Source organism: Lentzea sp. NPDC004789, assembly GCF_053601075.1.
In genome coordinates, this window is record NZ_JBSGBE010000011.1 from 145,207 (window position 1) to 162,822 (window position 17,616).

At 73.1% G+C, this 17,616-nt stretch carries 1 protein-coding gene; it reads left to right on the plus strand.

Going from position 1 to position 17,616, the window contains the following annotated elements:
• A complete protein-coding gene (locus ACWEIJ_RS25075) occupies positions 1-17,616 on the plus strand; it encodes an SDR family NAD(P)-dependent oxidoreductase (protein WP_449839665.1) in 17,616 nt (5,871 codons plus the stop codon).

Below are 17,616 nucleotides of genomic sequence, written 5' to 3' on the forward strand. Positions count from 1 at the left end.
ATGGGGGATTTCGAAGCGATGATCGACGACACCATCGCCGTCATCGGCCTGTCCTGCCGGCTGCCCGGCGCGGCGAACCCCGCGCAGCTGTGGGACCTGCTGCGCGACGGGCGCGATGCCGTCGGTGCTCCCCCGCCGGGACGCGGCACCCGGCCCGGCGGCTACCTGGACGACGTGCGCGGGTTCGACGCCGCGTTCTTCGGGATCAGCCCGCGCGAGGCGACCGCGATGGACCCGCAGCAACGGCTGGCGCTGGAGCTCGCGTGGGAGGCGCTGGAGCACGCCAGGCTGCTGCCCGGTTCGCTCGCGGGCACGCGCACCGGCGTGTTCGTCGGGGTGATCGCCGACGACTACGCGACGCTCGCGCACCAGCGCGGTGCCGAGGAGATCACCCCGCACACCCTGACCGGGCTCAACCGCGGCATCATCGCCAACCGCATCTCGTACTCGCTGGGGCTGAGCGGCCCCAGCGCCTGTGTCGACACCGGCCAGTCGTCGTCGCTGGTGGCCGTGCACCTGGCCGCGGAGAGCCTGCGGCGCGGGGAGTCCTCGGCCGCGCTCGCCGGTGGCGTGCAGCTCAACCTCGTGCCGGAGAGCACCGAGACCGCCGACCGCTTCGGCGCGTTGTCCCCCGACGGGCGCTGCTTCACCTTCGACGCGCGCGCCAACGGTTACGTGCGCGGTGAAGGCGGCGCGTTCGTCGTGCTCAAGCCGCTCGCCGCCGCGCTGGCGGCGGGCGACGAGATCCTCTGCGTGCTGCGGGGCAGCGCGATGAACAACGACGGCGCCACCGGAGGTCTCACCGTGCCCGGCACGTCCGGCCAGCGCGAGGTGCTGCGGTCGGCACACCGGCGCGCGGGCGTGCGACCGTCGGACGTGCAGTACGTCGAGCTGCACGGCACCGGCACGCGCGTCGGCGACCCGGTGGAGGCGGCCGCGCTCGGTGCGGTGTTCGCGCCGGACCGCTCCGACGAGCTGCTGGTCGGGTCGGTCAAGACCAACGTGGGGCACCTGGAGGGCGCGGCGGGCATCACCGGGCTCGCCAAGGCGGTGCTGAGCATCCGGCACCGGATGCTGCCGCCGAGCCTCAACCACGCCACCCCCAACCCGGACATCAGGTTCGACGAGTGGCGGCTCGCCGTGACCGGCGAGCTGCGGCCGTGGCCGCACCCGGACGCGCCGCTCGTGGCCGGGGTCAGCTCGTTCGGCATGGGCGGCACGAACTGCCACGTCGTGCTCTCCGACTGGCCGTCCACCGCCACGCCCGCCCAGCCCGCGACCGGCCAGGTGGCGTGGCTGCTGTCCGGCAAGTCGGTGGACGCCGTCCGGGCGCAGGCCCGGCAGCTGCGGTCCTTTGTGGACTCGCCTGCGGCGGTCGCCGTGTCGCTGGCCGGGACGCGCACGACGTTCGGCCACCGCGCGGTCGTGCTCGACCCCAGCCCGGCCGTGCTCGACGCGGTGGCAACGGGCACACCGGTTCCCGGCGCGGTGACGGGCTCGGTGGTGCCGGGCGGGCTGGCGTTCCTGTTCTCCGGCCAAGGCAGCCAGCGCATCGGCATGGGACGCGAACTCCGCGCCTCACAGCCGGTGTTCGCAGCCGCGTTCGACGAGGTCTGCGCCGAACTCGACCGGCACCTCGCCCAGCCGTTGGCCGACGTGATCGACACCGACCTGATCCACCAGACCGAATACACGCAACCCGCCCTGTTCGCACTGGAAACCGCGCTGTACCGGCTCCTCACCCACCACGGGGTCACGCCGGATCACCTCATCGGCCACTCGATCGGCGAACTCGCGGCTGCCCACGTCGCTGGCGTTCTCTCGCTGGCCGACGCCGCCCTGCTCGTCTGCACCCGCGCCCGCCTCATGCAAGCACTCCCCACCGGCGGCGCCATGATCGCCCTGCAGGCAGGCGAAACCGAAGTCCTGGACTGGCTCGTGCCCGGCGCCGACATCGCCGGACTCAACTCCCCCGACAACACCGTCGTCTCCGGCGACGAACACGCCGTCGTCGCCGTCGCCGAGAACGCCAAAAACGCTGGACGCAAGGCAACCCGGCTCCAGGTCAGCCACGCGTTCCACTCCGCGCACCTCGACCCCATGCTCGCCGAACTCACTGCCGTCGCGGAAACCCTGACCCACAACGAACCCCAGATCCCGATCATCTCCAACCTCACCGGAACGGTGATCGACAACTACACCCCGGGCTACTGGGCACAGCAGGCTCGCGGAGCCGTCCGCTACCTCGACGGCGTCACCACGTTGACCTCACTCGGCGTCACCACCGCACTGGAGATCGGCCCCGACGCCACCCTCAGCCCCATCACGCCCGACGCAACCCCAGCCCTGCGCCGCAACCACGACGAGAACGACACCTACCTCACCGCACTGGCCCGCCTGCACGTCCGCGGCGCGAACGTCGACTGGACGACCGTCCTGCCGGACGCCCCGATCATCGACCTGCCCACCTACCCGTTCCAGCGCAGGGAGTTCTGGCTCGGCGAGGCACCGGCGAAGGCCGAACCGCAGGCGGAGGCCGGCGACCAGCTGGACCTCGTGCGTGCGCACGTGGCCGCGGTGCTCGGGCATTCCTCGCCCGCGGACGTCGACACCGGCCTGGCGTTCAAGGACCTCGGCTTCGACTCGATCAGCTCCGTCGAGCTGCGCAACGCGTTGAGCGCGGCGACCGGGGTGTCGTTGCCGTCCGGCCTGCTCTTCAACTACCCGACGCCCGCGGCGGTCGCCGAGCACCTCCGCGACCGGCTGGCCGGAGTGGACGGTCCGGTCGCCGATCTCGGTGACGTGCTGCCGGACGAGCCGATCGCGATCGTCGGCATGGCGTGCCGGCTGCCCGGTGGCGTCACGTCGCCCGACGAGCTGTGGGACCTCGTCGCGGCCGGGGTGGACGCGGTCGGGGACTTCCCGGCCGACCGCGGCTGGGACCTCGCGCCGGGTGACTCCGCCGTGCGGCGCGGCGGGTTCCTGCACGACGCGGACCGGTTCGACGCCGAGTTCTTCGGGATCAGCCCGCGGGAGGCCGCGGCGATGGACCCGCAGCAGCGGTTGCTGCTGGAGACCGCGTGGGAGACGTTCGAACGGGCCGGGATCGAACCCGGCACGCTGCGCGGCAGCAGGACCGGCGTCTACGTCGGCGCGACGGCGCAGGAGTACGGGCCGCGGCTGCACGAGACGGCGAACGGCCACGAGGGCTACCTGCTGACCGGCGGCACGGCGAGCGTCGCGTCCGGCCGGGTGGCCTACACGTTCGGGTTCGAGGGCCCGGCCATGACGATCGACACGGCGTGCTCCTCGTCGCTGGTCGCGTTGCACATCGCCGCGAACGCGCTGCGCCAGGGCGAGTGCACCCTGGCGCTCGCGGGTGGCGTGACCGTGATGGCGACACCGGGCATGTTCGTCGAGTTCAGCAGGCAGGGCGGGCTGTCGCCGGACGGCCGCTGCAAGGCTTTCTCCGCGAGCGCGGACGGCACGGGCTGGGCGGAGGGCGCCGGTCTGGTCCTGCTGGAACGGCTGTCCGACGCGCGGCGCAACGGGCACCGCGTGCTGGCCCTGATCCGCGGCTCGGCGATCAACTCCGACGGTGCCTCCAACGGTCTCACCGCGCCGAACGGGCCGTCGCAGGAACGTGTTGTGCGCCAGGCGTTGCACAACGCCGGACTGTCCCCTTCGGACGTTGCGGCGGTCGAGGCGCACGGCACCGGCACGACGCTCGGCGACCCGATCGAGGCCCACGCGCTGCTCGCGACCTACGGCCAGGACCGCGCCACTCCGCTGTGGCTGGGTTCGCTGAAGTCGAACATCGGCCACACCCAGGCCGCGGCGGGCGTCGCCGGCGTGATCAAGATGGTGCAGTCGATGCGGCACGGCGTCCTGCCCGCGACCCTGCACGCCGACGAACCCAGCCCGCACATCGACTGGGAGGCGGGCGAAGTCGCCCTGCTCACCTCGGCCCAGCCGTGGCCCGAAGGACCGCGCCGCGCGGGCATCTCGTCGTTCGGCATCAGCGGCACGAACGCTCATCTGATCGTCGAAGGTGTGCTGGACGAGCCCGGCCCCGCGCCGACCGGCGCACCGGCACCCTGGGTGCTGTCCGGCCGGTCGGCAGCCGCCGTGAGTGCGGCCGCCGAGGCACTCCTGTCCTTTGTGGACGCCGACGAGGCCGCCGTGGCACGGTCTCTGGTGACCAGGACCCAGTTCTCGCACCGCGCGGTGATCGTCGGTGACAAGGCCGCGGGGTTGAGCGACCTCGACTCACGGCACGTGGTCACGGGCTCGGTGGTGCCGGGCGGGCTGGCGTTCCTGTTCTCCGGTCAGGGCAGCCAGCGGGTGGGCATGGGCCGCGAGCTCCGCGCCTCGCAACCGGTGTTCGCAGCCGCGTTCGACGAGGTCTGCGCCGAACTCGACCGGCACCTCGACCGGCCGTTGGCCGACGTGATCGACACCGACCTGATCCACCAGACCGAATACACGCAACCCGCCCTGTTCGCACTGGAAACCGCGCTGTACCGGCTCCTCACCCACCACGGCGTCCAGCCCGACCACCTCATCGGCCACTCCATCGGTGAGCTCACCGCCGCGCACATCGCGGGTGTTCTCTCGCTGCCCGACGCCGCCCTGCTCGTCTGCACCCGCGCCCGCCTCATGCAAGCACTTCCCACCGGCGGCGCCATGGTCGCCTTGCAGGCAGGCGAATCGGAAGTCCAGAGCTGGCTCGTGCCCGGCGCCGACATCGCCGGACTCAACTCCCCCGACAACACCGTCGTCTCCGGCGACGAACACGCCGTCCTCGCGGTTGCAGAAAACGCCAAAGCCGCTGGACGCAAGGCAACCCGCCTGCAGGTCAGCCACGCGTTCCACTCCGCACACCTCGACCCGATGCTCGCCGAACTCACGGCGGTCGCGGAAACCCTGACCCACAACCCACCCCAGATCCCGATCATCTCCAACCTCACCGGAACGGTGATCGAGAGCTACACCCCGGACTACTGGGCACAGCAGGCACGTGGAACCGTCCGCTACCACCGAGGCGTCACCACACTCACCGAACTCGGCGTCACGACAGCACTCGAGGTCGGACCGGACGCGACGCTGAGCAGCCTCACCCCGGACGCCACACCCGCACTGCGCCGCAACCACGGCGAGAACGACGCCTACCTCACCGCACTGGCCCGCCTGCACGTCCGCGGCGCGAACGTCGACTGGACGACCGTCCTGCCGGACGCCCCGCGCATCGACCTGCCCACCTACCCGTTCCAGCGCGAGCGGTACTGGCTCGACGCACCCCGCACGACCGACGCCGAGGGCCTCGGTCTCACCGCGACCGGTCATCCCCTGCTGACCGCGATGATCACCCAGCCCGACGGCGACGCGGTGCAGTTCACCGGCGCGCTGTCCACCGCCACCCACCCCTGGCTCGCCGACCACGTGGTGAACGGCGCGGTGCTGGTGCCCGCGACCGCGTTCGTCGAGATGGCGAGCCTCGCCGCCGACCACACCGGGTGCGCGGGCATCGGCGAGCTGATGCTGCAGACCGCGTTGGTGCTGCCCGAACGCGGATCCGTGCGGCTGCGGCTGTCCGTCGCGGCACCGGACGGTGCCGGCGAGCGCCCGTTCACCGTGCACTCGCAGGTCGACGACGACATCTGGACCACACACGCCACCGGCGTGCTGACCGGGACGGCCGGCCGCGGCACGGCGCTCGACCAGTGGCCGCCCACCGCGACCCCGATCGAGCTGGAGGACGTCTACGACCGGCTCGCCGAGCTCGGTTACCGCTACGGGCCGGCGTTCCGCGGGCTGCGGGCCGCGTGGCGCACCGAGAGCGAGCTCTTCGCCGAGGTCGCGCTGACCGGTGACGCGGCGGGCCACGGCACGCATCCCGCCCTGCTGGACGCGGCACTGCACCCGCTCGTGCTGGACGCCGCCGAACCGGACGTGGTCAAGCTGCCGTTCTCGTTCTCCGGCGCGGAATTCCACGCCGCGGGCGCCACGGCGTTGCGGGTGCGCTGGACGCACACCGGCACGGACACCGCACGTCTGGTCGTCGCCGACAGCACCGGCGCACCGGTGGCCGTCGTGGACTCGGTCGCGCTGCGGCCGGTTCCACGCGACGGGCTGCGCGCGAGCGCACCCGACTCGCTTTACCGCGTGGCCTGGGAAGCCGTCCGCACCGACGGCACTGGCGAGGTGACGCCGTGGCACGAGATCGGCGACGACGTGCCCGAGTTCGTCGTCGTGACCGAGACCGACGTGACGGGCGACCCGCTCGCCACCGCCGAACGCGGGCTCGCGATCGTGCAGGACTGGCTGGCGCGGCCGGAGTTCGCGGACAGCACGCTGGTGTTCGCCGTCGTCGACGGTCTGGGCACCGCACCGCTCACCGGCCTGCTGCGCACCGCGCAGTCCGAGCAGCCCGGCCGGTTCGTGCTGGTGCACCTCGGCGACGAGAACGACCTCGGCGGGCTGCCCGCGGCCCTCACCGCCGGTGAGCCCGAGGTGTCCGTGCGCGGCGGAGAGGTGCGGGCACCTCGCCTGGTCCGCGCGGACGTCGCCGACGGTCCAGCACTCGACACCGACGGCACGGTGCTCATCACCGGCGCCACCGGCACGCTCGGCCGCCTGCTGGCCACTCACCTCGTGACGACGCACGGCGCCGCACACCTGTTGCTGCTCAGCCGGACCGGTGCCGCGACGCCGGAGAACCGGGCGTTCCTGGACGACCTCACCGCACTCGGTGCCGACGTGCGGATGATCGCGTGCGACACCGCGGACCCGGCCGAGCTCGCGGCGGCCGTCGCGGCGGCCGAGCGGCCGATCACCGCCGTGTTCCACGCGGCGGGCGTGCTGGACGACGCCACGGTCTCCTCGCTCACCGCGGACCGGCTCGCCTCGGTGTTCGCCCCGAAGGTCGACGCGGCGTGGCACCTGCACGAGCTCACCGCGGACCAGCCGCTCACCCACTTCGTGACGTTCTCCAGCATCGCCGCCACGATCGGCAACCAGGGCCAGGGCAACTACGCGGCGGCCAACGCGTACCTGCACGCGCTCGCCGCGCACCGGCAGGCGTCCGGGCTGCCGGCGACGGCACTGGCGTGGGGGCTGTGGCACACCGCCGACGGCATGGCGGGCAGCCTCAGCGGCGCGGACGTGGCCAGGTGGCGGCGCAACGGGTTCGTCCCCCTCACCCCGCGGCTCGGCCTCGAACTGTTCGACGCGGCGCTGCGCTCGCGGGAGGCCGTGCTGGTCCCGGCGCACCTCGACCTGAACGCCCTGCGCGCCAAGGCGAGCGACGGCACGCTGCCCGTCCTGTTCGCGCGCCTGGTCCGGGTGCCGCGACGGCAGGTGAACACCGCGCGGGCGGACACCTCGTGGGCGGCGCGGATGAGCGCCCTGACCGAGGACGACCGCGCTCGCGCGGTCCGCGACGTCGTGGTGAGGACGGTCGCCGTGGTGCTCGGGCACGACGCGGACACCGAGCTCGACTCGGCGAAGGCGTTCCGCGAACTGGGGTTCGACTCGCTCACCGGGGTCGAGCTGCGCAACCGGCTCGGCGCGGTCACCGGGGTGAAGCTGCCGACCACCCTCGTCTTCGACCACCCGTCACCGGACGCGGTGATCACGTTCCTGCTCGGGCGGCTCACGGGTGAGCAGGCCGTGCGGGGCGCGGCCACGGCCATCGCGTCCGACGAACCGATCGCGATCATCGGCATGGCCTGCCGCTACCCCGGTGGCGTGTCCTCGCCCGACGAGCTGTGGGAGCTGGTCGCCCAGGGTCGTGACGCGATCAGCGACTTCCCCGTCAACCGCGGCTGGGACGTGGAGAACCTCTACGACCCCGATCCGGACGCGATCGGCAGGTCCTACACCCGCCACGGCGGTTTCCTGCACGACGCACCCGACTTCGACGCCGAGTTCTTCGGCCTGAGCCCACGTGAGGCCACCGCAACAGATCCGCAGCAACGGTTGCTGCTGGAGGTCTCGTGGGAGGCGGTCGAACGGGCCGGGATCGACCCGCAGTCGTTGCGCGGCACCGACACCGGTGTGTTCACGGGCGTCATGTACAACGACTACGGAACCCGCCTCGTCTCGGCGCCGGAGGGGTACGAGGGCCATCTGCTCACCGGAACGATCGCCAGCGTCGTCTCGGGCCGGATCGCCTACACCTACGGGTTCGAAGGCCCCGCGGTCACCCTCGACACCGCCTGTTCCTCGTCACTGGTCGCGATCCACTTGGCCGCCCAGGCACTGCGCAACGGCGAATGCACTCTCGCCCTCGCCGGCGGCGTCACGGTCATGTCCACCCCCAACACCTTCATCGAGTTCTCCCGCCAACGCGGACTGTCCCCCGACGGCCGCTGCAAAGCCTTCTCCGCCAACGCCAACGGCACCGGCTGGTCCGAAGGAGCGGGCATCCTCCTGCTGGAACGGCTGTCCGACGCACGACGCAACGGGCACCCCGTGCTGGCCGTCGTCCGCGGTTCGGCGGTCAACCAGGACGGCGCGTCCAACGGCCTCACCGCCCCCAACGGGCCGTCCCAGGAACGCGTCATCCGCGCCGCCCTCGCCAACGCCGGACTGTCCACAGAGGACATTGATGCCGTCGAGGCACACGGCACCGGAACCACCCTCGGCGACCCCATCGAAGCCAACGCACTGCTCGCCACCTACGGACAAAACCGCGACACCCCACTGCGGCTGGGCTCGCTCAAGTCCAACATCGGCCACGCCCAGGCGGCGGCGGGCGTCGGCGGCGTGATCAAGATGGTGCAGGCCATGCGCCACGGCGAACTGCCGAAAACCTTGCACGCCACCGAGCTCAGCCCGCACGTCGACTGGACCAGCGGCGCGGTCGAGGTGCTGACCGAAGCGCAACCCTGGCCCTCCGAACGCCCGCGCCGCGCCGGCATCTCCTCGTTCGGCATCAGCGGCACCAACGCCCACGTCATCATCGAGGAAGCGCCGGCGCAGTCCCCCACCACTCCGGCCGTCACGCTGCCGTTGCTGCTGTCGGCCCGGTCGGAGGCGGCGCTGGCCGCCCGCGCGAGCCAGGTGCTGGACCTGCTGGACACCCGGGAGTTGAGCGATGTCGCCGCCGCGCTGGCCACGTCGGCGCCGCAGCTGACGCACCGCGCGGCCGTGACCGGCGATCACCGTGCCGCCCTGGCAGCGCTGGTGTCCGGCACGACCGCTCCGGCCCTGCTGAGCGGAACCGCCAGTGCGCCGGGCAAGACGGTGTTCGTGTTCCCCGGCCAGGGCTCCCAGTGGTCAGGAATGGCACTCGACCTGCACCGCGACTCCGAGGTCTTCCGCACCCAGCTCGACGCCTGCGCCCAAGCCCTCAGCCCCCACACCGACTGGGACCTGCTCACCGAACTCGCCGGACCACTCGACCGCGTCGACATCGTCCAACCCGCCCTCTGGGCCGTCATGATCTCCCTCGCCACCCTCTGGCAACACCACGGAGTTCAACCCGACGCCGTCATCGGCCACTCCCAAGGCGAAATCGCCGCCGCCCACATCGCCGGCGCACTCTCCCTGGAGGACTCCGCAACCGTCGTCGCACTCCGCAGCAAAGCCATCACCCGCCTCGCCGGCACCGGCGGCATGGTGTCCGTCCCGTTGTCCGTGAACGAAGTGACCGCGCTGCTGCGCGACGGTGTCGAGATCGCCGCCGTCAACGGGCCGCGGTCGGTCGTCGTCGCCGGCGACACGGCGGGGCTCGACGCGTTGCTCGCGCAGTGCCGCGACAACGGTGTGCGGGCCCGTCGCGTGCCGGTGGACTACGCGTCGCACTCGGCGCACGTCGAAGTGCTGCGGGACGAGATCATGGCCGCGCTCGCGGGAATCAGCCCGGTCACGAGCCGGCTGCCGTTCTTCTCCACCGTCACCAACGAGGTCGTCGACGGCGCTGAGCTCGACGCCGCGTACTGGTTCGGCAACCTGCGCGGCACCGTCCGGTTCGAAGAGGCGACCCGAGCGCTGCTGGGCACGGGACACGGCACGTTCGTGGAGGTCAGCGCCCACCCGGTGCTCACCGTCGCGCTGCAGGAGAGCACCGACGCGATCATCGTGCCCTCGTTGCGCCGCGACGACGGCGGCCTCTCGCGGTTCCTCGCCTCCGCCGCGCAGGCGCACGTCGCCGGAGTCGCCGTCGACTGGGCCACCGCGGCGGGCACGACGAGCACGACACCGCTGCCCACCTACCCGTTCCAGCGCCGCACCTACTGGCTCGACGCCACCGGCACCGCCGCCGACGCCACCGGCCTCGGTCTCACCGCCGAACCGCACCCGCTGGTCGGCGCCGTGCTGGAACTGGCCGACACCGACCGGATCGTGCTGACCGGCCGCGTGTCCCGCACCACCCACCCGTGGCTCACCGACCACGCCGTCGACGGCACCCCGCTGCTGCCCGGCACCGCGTTCGTCGACCTCGCCCTGCGCGCCGCCGACCGGGCGGGCCTGGACCTGGTCGAGGAGCTCACGATCGAGACGCCTCTCGCGCTCGACGGCGGCGTGCAGCTCCAGGTCGTGCTCGACGCCCCCGACGCGGACGGTCGGCGCGGCCTGACCGTGCACAGCCGCACCGACTCCGACGCGCCGTGGACGCGGCACGCCACCGGTGTCCTCGCCACCGCCACCGGTGCCGGCGAACCGCTGACCGAGTGGCCGCCGCCCGGCGCCACCCCGGTCGAGCTCTCCGACGCCTACGACGTGCTGGCCGGGCGCGGTTTCGGTTACGGCCCCGCTTTCCAGGGCCTGCGCGCCCTCTGGCGGGCGGGTGACACGTCCTACGCCGAGGTCGCGCTGCCCGAGGGCGTCGCGCCCTCCGGGTTCGGTCTGCACCCCGCACTGCTCGACGCCGCGCTGCATCCGCTCGCGCTGGCCGGCGACGAGCTGCTGCTTCCCTTCTCGTGGACCGGAATCCGCCTGCACGCCACCGGAGCCACGGCGTTGCGCGTGCGGATCACCGGCGACTCCCTGACCCTCGCCGACGGCACCGGCGCACCCGTCGCGTCGGTCGACTCGCTGACGTTGCGGCCGCTCACCGGCGCGAAGGTCACGCGTGGCGCGCTCTACCGGACGACGTGGACGGCTCTCGACGAGGGCGAGGCCGGGGACTGGGCCGTGGTCGGCCTCGGGCTCCCCGGGAACGCGGTCGGAGACCTGGCCGAACTGGCGGAGGTGCCGGCCGTCGTGCTGGCACCGCTGGCAGGTCCCGGGACACCGCAAGCGCTCGCCCGGCAGGCGCTGCGGCTCGCGCAGTCCTGGCTCGCCGACGAACGGTTCGCCGAGTCCCGGCTCGTCTTCGTCACCGCCGCAGGCGATCTCGCCGCAGCAGCGGTACCGGGACTCGCCCGCACCGCGCTGACCGAGCACCCCGGCCGCTTCGGCCTGCTCCAGGTCGACCGCTGGGACGTGCCGACCGCCGCACTGGCCCGCGCCCTGACCGCACCGGAGGCCGCGATCAGGGACGGCGAACCGGTCCGGCCGCGGCTCGCGAAGGCCGAGACCGCCGGCGATCCCGTGCCGTTCCGCGAGGACGGCACGGTGCTGATCACCGGCGCCACCGGCACGCTCGGCGGCCACGTGGCACGCCACCTGGTGGCGAGGCACGGCGTGCGGAATCTCCTGCTGCTCAGCCGAAGCGGCCGCGCTGCCGCGGGTGCGCTGGAGCTGGAGGCCGAGCTGGTCGCGCACGGTGCGGCGGTGACGTTCGTGGCGTGCGACGCCGCGGACCGCGACGCGCTCGCGGCGGTGCTGGCCGAGCACCCGGTGACCGCGGTGGTGCACACGGCCGGTGTGCTCGACGACGGGTTGCTGTCCTCGTTGACCGCGGAGAGGCTCGACGCGGTGCTGCGGCCCAAGGTCGACGCCGCACTCGCGTTGCACGAGCTGACGCACGACCTGGACGCGTTCGTGCTGTTCTCCTCGTTCGCGGGCACGGTCGGCACACCCGGCCAGGCCAACTACGCGGCGGCGAACGCGTTCCTCGACGCGTTGGCCGAGCACCGCCACTCGCTGGGACTGCCCGCCGTGTCGCTCGCCTGGGGCCTGTGGGACGAGGGCAGCGGCATGACCGGGCACCTGGCCGGCGCGGACCTGGCCAGGCTGGCGAGGGACGGCATCGCCCCTCTGTCCACGGAGGACGGACTGGCGCTGTTCGACGCGGCGCTGAACGCCGGGCAGCCGGTCGTGGCGCCGGTGCGGCTGGAGCTGGGCGCGTTGCGGGCCAAGGCGGGGTCGGGCACGTTGCCGCCCGTGTTCGACGGGCTGGTCCGAAAGCCGCGCCGCACGGCGGCGGCCGCCGAGGCGGGCACGTCGACGTTGCGCGACCGGCTGGCCGCCCGGCCCGCGGCGGAACGAGAGCGCGCGTTGCTGGACCTCGTGCGCGGGAGCGCCGCCGCGGTGCTCGGCCACGGCGGTGCCGAGGAGGTGCCGCCGGACCGGGCGTTCAACGCGCTCGGGTTCGACTCGCTGATGGCCGTGGAACTGCGCAACCGGCTGATCGCGGCGACCGGGTTGCGGCTGCCCGCGACGGTCGTGTTCGACCACCCGAACCCGGCGGAGCTCGCCGGGCTGCTCGGCGCGGAACTGTTCGGCGCCGAGGAGAACACCAAGCACACCAACGGGATCACGACGGACGAACCCGTCGCGATCGTGGCGATGGCGTGCCGCTACCCCGGTGGCGTGGCCTCGCCGGAAGACCTGTGGCGGCTGGTCACCGAGGGCGTGGACGCGATCGGCGAGTTTCCCGCCGACCGCGGCTGGGACCTCGACTCGCTCTACCACCCCGACCCCGACCACCCCGGCACGTCCTGCACGCGGCACGGCGGTTTCCTGGCCGGTGCGGCGAACTTCGACCCCGACCTGTTCGGCATCAGCGCCCGCGAGGCGACCGCGATGGACCCGCAGCAGCGGCTGCTGCTGGAGGTGTCGTGGGAGGCGTTCGAACGGGCGGGCATCGACCCGCTCTCGGTGCGCGGCAGCAACACCGGCGTGTTCGCGGGCGTGATGGCCAACGACTACGCGGCCCGGCTGCGCACCGCACCGGAGGCGCTGGAGGGCTACCTGTCGGTCGGCAGCACGGTCAGCGTCGCGTCCGGCCGGATCGCCTACACCTTCGGCCTGCAGGGACCCGCGATCACCGTCGACACCGCCTGCTCGTCGTCGCTGGTGTCGATCCACCTCGCCGCACAGGCGCTGCGCAACGGGGAGTGCGACCTCGCCCTCGCGGGCGGCGTGACCGTGCTGGCCACCCCGACGCTGTTCGTCGAGTTCTCCCGGCAGCGCGGACTCGCACCGGACGGGCGCTGCAAGTCCTTCTCCGACGCGGCCGACGGCGCGGCGTGGGCGGAGGGAGCCGGCATCGTCGTGCTGGAACGCCTTTCCGACGCCCGCCGCAACGGCCACCGGGTGCTGGCCGTGCTGCGCGGTTCGGCGGTGAACCAGGACGGCGCCTCGAACGGCCTCACCGCCCCCAACGGCCCGTCCCAGGAACGCGTCATCCGCGCCGCTCTCGCCAGCGCAGGTCTGTCCACGAGGGACGTGGACGCGCTGGAGGCGCACGGCACCGGAACGACGCTGGGCGACCCGATCGAGGCGCAGGCCGTGCTCGCCACCTACGGACGCGACCGCGAGACACCACTGCTGATGGGGTCGATCAAGTCCAACATCGGCCACGCGCAGGCCGCGGCCGGGGTCGCCGGCCTGATCAAGATGGTCGAGGCGATCCGGCACGGCGTGCTGCCGAAGAGCCTGCACCTCGGCGAGCCCAGCCGTGCGGTCGACTGGACCGCGGGCGAGGTGAAGCTCCTCTCCGACGCCTCGGCGTGGCCCGAGACCGGTCGCGCGCGCCGGGCTGCGGTGTCGTCGTTCGGCATCAGCGGCACGAACGCGCACGTGATCATCGAGCAGGCCGCGGAACCGGAAGCTCAGGCCGGGGTCGCGCTTCCCGCGGTGCCGCTGGTCGTCTCCGCGCACACGGAGGAGGCGCTCACCGCGCAGCTCGACCGGTTGGGCGCGGTGACCGCGGACCTCACCGGTGTGGGCCGGTCGCTCACGCCCAACACAACAACGCTGCCACACCAAGCGGACCTCACCGACGTGGGCCGATCGCTCGCACTCGGCAGGGCCGCACTACCCCACCGCGCGGTGCTCACCGGCTCAGAACCGGTGCGCGGCAAGGCCGTGGACGGCAGGGTCGCGTTCCTGTTCACCGGCCAGGGCAGCCAGCGCATCGGAATGGGCCGCGAGCTGCGCACCTCCCACCCGGCGTTCGCAGCCGCGTTCGACGAGGCGTGCGCCGAGCTCGACCGCCACCTCGGCCAACCGCTCGCGTCCGCGATCGACACCGACCTGATCCACCAGACCGAGTACACCCAGCCCGCGCTCTTCGCGCTGGAGGTCGCGTTGTTCCGGCTGCTGCAGAGCTGGGGTGTGCGACCGGACGCGGTGGCGGGGCACTCGATCGGCGAGGTCGCCGCCGCCCACGTCGCCGGGGTGCTCTCGCTGCCGGACGCGGCACGGCTGGTCGCGGCGCGCGGCAGGCTCATGCAGGCGTTGCCGGGCAACGGCGCGATGCTCGCGGTCGAGGCGGCCGAGCAGGACGTCCTGCCGCTGCTGGCCGGACGCGAGGCGCAGGTGGACGTGGCCGCGGTCAACGGGCCGCGTTCGGTGGTGCTGTCCGGTGACGCGGCCGTCGTCGAGGAGATCGGCGCCGAGCTGGCCGCGGCGGGCGGGCGCACGAAGCGGTTGCGGGTCAGTCACGCGTTCCACTCCCCGCACGTCGACGCGGTGCTCGACGAGTTCCGCGCCGTCGTGGCGGAGCTGACGTTCGCGCCGCCCGTGATCCCCGTCGTCTCCGCGCTGGCCGACGCCGATGTCACCGATCCGGAGCACTGGGTGCGGCACGTCCGCGGGTCGGTGCGGTTCCTCGACGCGGTGCGGGCTCTGCGCGCGGACGGTGTGCTGACCGTGCTGGAGCTCGGGCCGGACGCCGTGCTGAGCGCGATGGCCGAGGACTGCGCGGACGACGTGGTCGCCGTGCCGGTGCTGCGCCGCGACCGGGCGGAGGTGGACGCGGTCGCCACGGCCGTCGGGCACGCCCACGTGCGCGGTGTGCCGGTCGACTGGCACGCGTTCTTCGGTGCGGGACCGGTCGTGCCGTTGCCGACCTATCCGTTCCAGCACAGCAGGTTCTGGCTGACCGACGACTCCACCGGTGACGTCACCGCCGCCGGGCTCGACGACGCGGGGCACCCGTTGCTCGGCGCGTCGGTGCCGCTCGCGGGCGGTGGCCGGATGTTCACCGGGCGGATCTCGGCGCAGTCGCAGCCGTGGCTGCGCGATCACGCGGTGGCGGGCCGGGTTCTGCTGCCCGCGACGGCGCTGCTGGAGATGGCGGTGCACGCGGCGGACGGCCGGGCGCTGGCCGAGTTCACGCTGCACGAGCCGCTGGTGGTGTCCGAGGCGCGGACCCTGCAGATCATCGTCGGCGAGGACGGGACTGTCGCCGTGCACTCGCGCGGCGACGACGGCACCTGGGCCAAGCACGCCGACGGCGTCATCGGCGACACGCCTGAACCGTCCGATGTGGACTTCTCCGCCTGGCCGCCCGCCGGCGCGGCGGTGGTCGACGTGTCCGGGCTGTACGAAGATCTGGCAGGCCGCGGCTACCACTACGGGCCCGCGTTCCAGGGACTCACCGCCGTCTGGCGGCAGGGCGACGACCTGTACGCGGAGATCCGCCCGTCCGTCGAGCCCGGCCGGTTCGCGGTGCATCCGGCGTTGCTCGACGCGGCGCTGCACGCGTTGCTGCTCAACGACTCCGAAGGTCTGCGGGTGCCGTTCTCGTTCTCCGGCACGGCGTTGCGGGACACGCGGCCGTCCGGGCTGCGGGTCCGGCTGTCCGGCGGCCGGGTCGACCTCGCCGACGAGCACGGCAGGCCGGTCGGCGTGCTCGGCTCGCTCACGACTCGGCCGCTCGGCACCGTCGCGGCCACCGCGGACGGCGTGCTGTTCGGCGTCGACCAGGTCGAGGTGCGCCTCACCGGAGGGTCGTCCGGCGAGGTGATCCGGGTCCGCGAGGCCGAGCTGTCCGAGGCACGCGAACTCGCCGTGGAGGTCTTCACCGCGCTGCGGGACCGCACGGACCCCGTCGTGCTGGTCACCAGGGACGTGCCCGCGCACGGCGTGCTGGCCGGGTTGATCAGGGTGGCCCAGTCGGAGCACCCCGGTCGCATCCGGCACGTGATCACCGACGGGACACCGCGGAGCGCGGCGGCCGAACAGGCGGCGATCGCGGGCGGCCCCGCCGAGGTCCTCGTCCGAAGTGGACGCGTCACGGCACCGAGGCTGGTGCGGCTGCCCGTTCCGCCAGGAACTCGAGAGCTCGACGGCACCGTCCTGATCACCGGCGGCACCGGGGCGCTCGGCCGCCGGCTCGCCCGGCACCTCGTCGACCGGTACGGCGTTCGCGACCTGCTGCTCACCAGCAGGAGCGGAGGCGGCGACGACCTCGTCGCCGAGCTGACCGCGCTCGGCGCGTCGGTCAGGGTCGCGGCGTGCGACGTCGCCGACCGGGCCGCGCTGGCGGCACTGCTCGACGGCGAGCGGATCTCCACCGTGGTGCACGCGGCGGGTGTGCTCGACGACGGTGTGCTGACCTCGCTGACCACCGAACGGGTGGCAGAGGTGTTGCGCGCCAAGGTCGACGGCGCCCTGCACCTGCACGAGCTCACCGGTGACGTGACCGCGTTCGTGCTGTTCTCCTCCATCGCCGGGATCGTCGGCAACGCCGGTCAGGCCGCGTACGCCGCGGGCAACACGTTCCTCGACGCGCTGGCCGAGCACCGCCACTCGCTCGGGCTGCCGGCCGTGTCGCTGGCGTGGGGCATGTGGCAGGACGGCATGGCCGCGACGCTCGACGACGCCGGCCGGGCCAGGCTCGCCCGCGGCGGGGTGCGCCCGATGCCGGTGGAGCAGGCACTGGCGGCGTTCGACGCGGCACTGGTCACCGGCCGCGCGGTCGTCGTGCCCGCCGCGCTGAACCTCACGTCGCTGCGGCAGCTCGGTGACGCGCTGCCCGAGGTCTACCGCGAGCTGGTGCCCAGGCAGACGTCGACGATCTCGTTGCGGCAACGGCTCACCGGCGTTCCCGCGCCCGAGCGCGACAAGATGCTGCTGGAGTTCGTCCGCGAACAGGTCGGGCTCGTGCTGGCGCATCCCGCACCGCGCACGATCGACGTCAGGCGCGGGCTGCTCGACCTCGGTTTCGACTCGCTCACCGCGGTCGAGCTGCGCAACCGGCTCACCACCGCGACCGGGCTGCGGTTGCCGTCGACGCTCGTGTTCGACCACCCCACCACCGCGGCGCTCACCGAGCACCTCAGCGCCGCGCTGACGGTCCGCGAACCCGACCCGCTGCAAGCCGCGCTCGCCACCGTGGAGGCCGCGCTCACCGCGGGGGACACCTCGCTCGCCGACCGGCTACGCGCCCTGCTGCGCACGTCAGAGTCCATGCACGACAACGAGAACGACATCGACAGCGCGTCCGACGACGAGCTGTTCGCCGCACTCGACCACGAACTCGGCAGGTAG

What these genes read in the sequence shown, in the direction of transcription:
- ACWEIJ_RS25075 (WP_449839665.1), top strand. Translation starts at nt 1, where the DNA reads ATGGGGGATTTCGAAGCGATGATCGACGACACCATCGCCGTCATCGGC.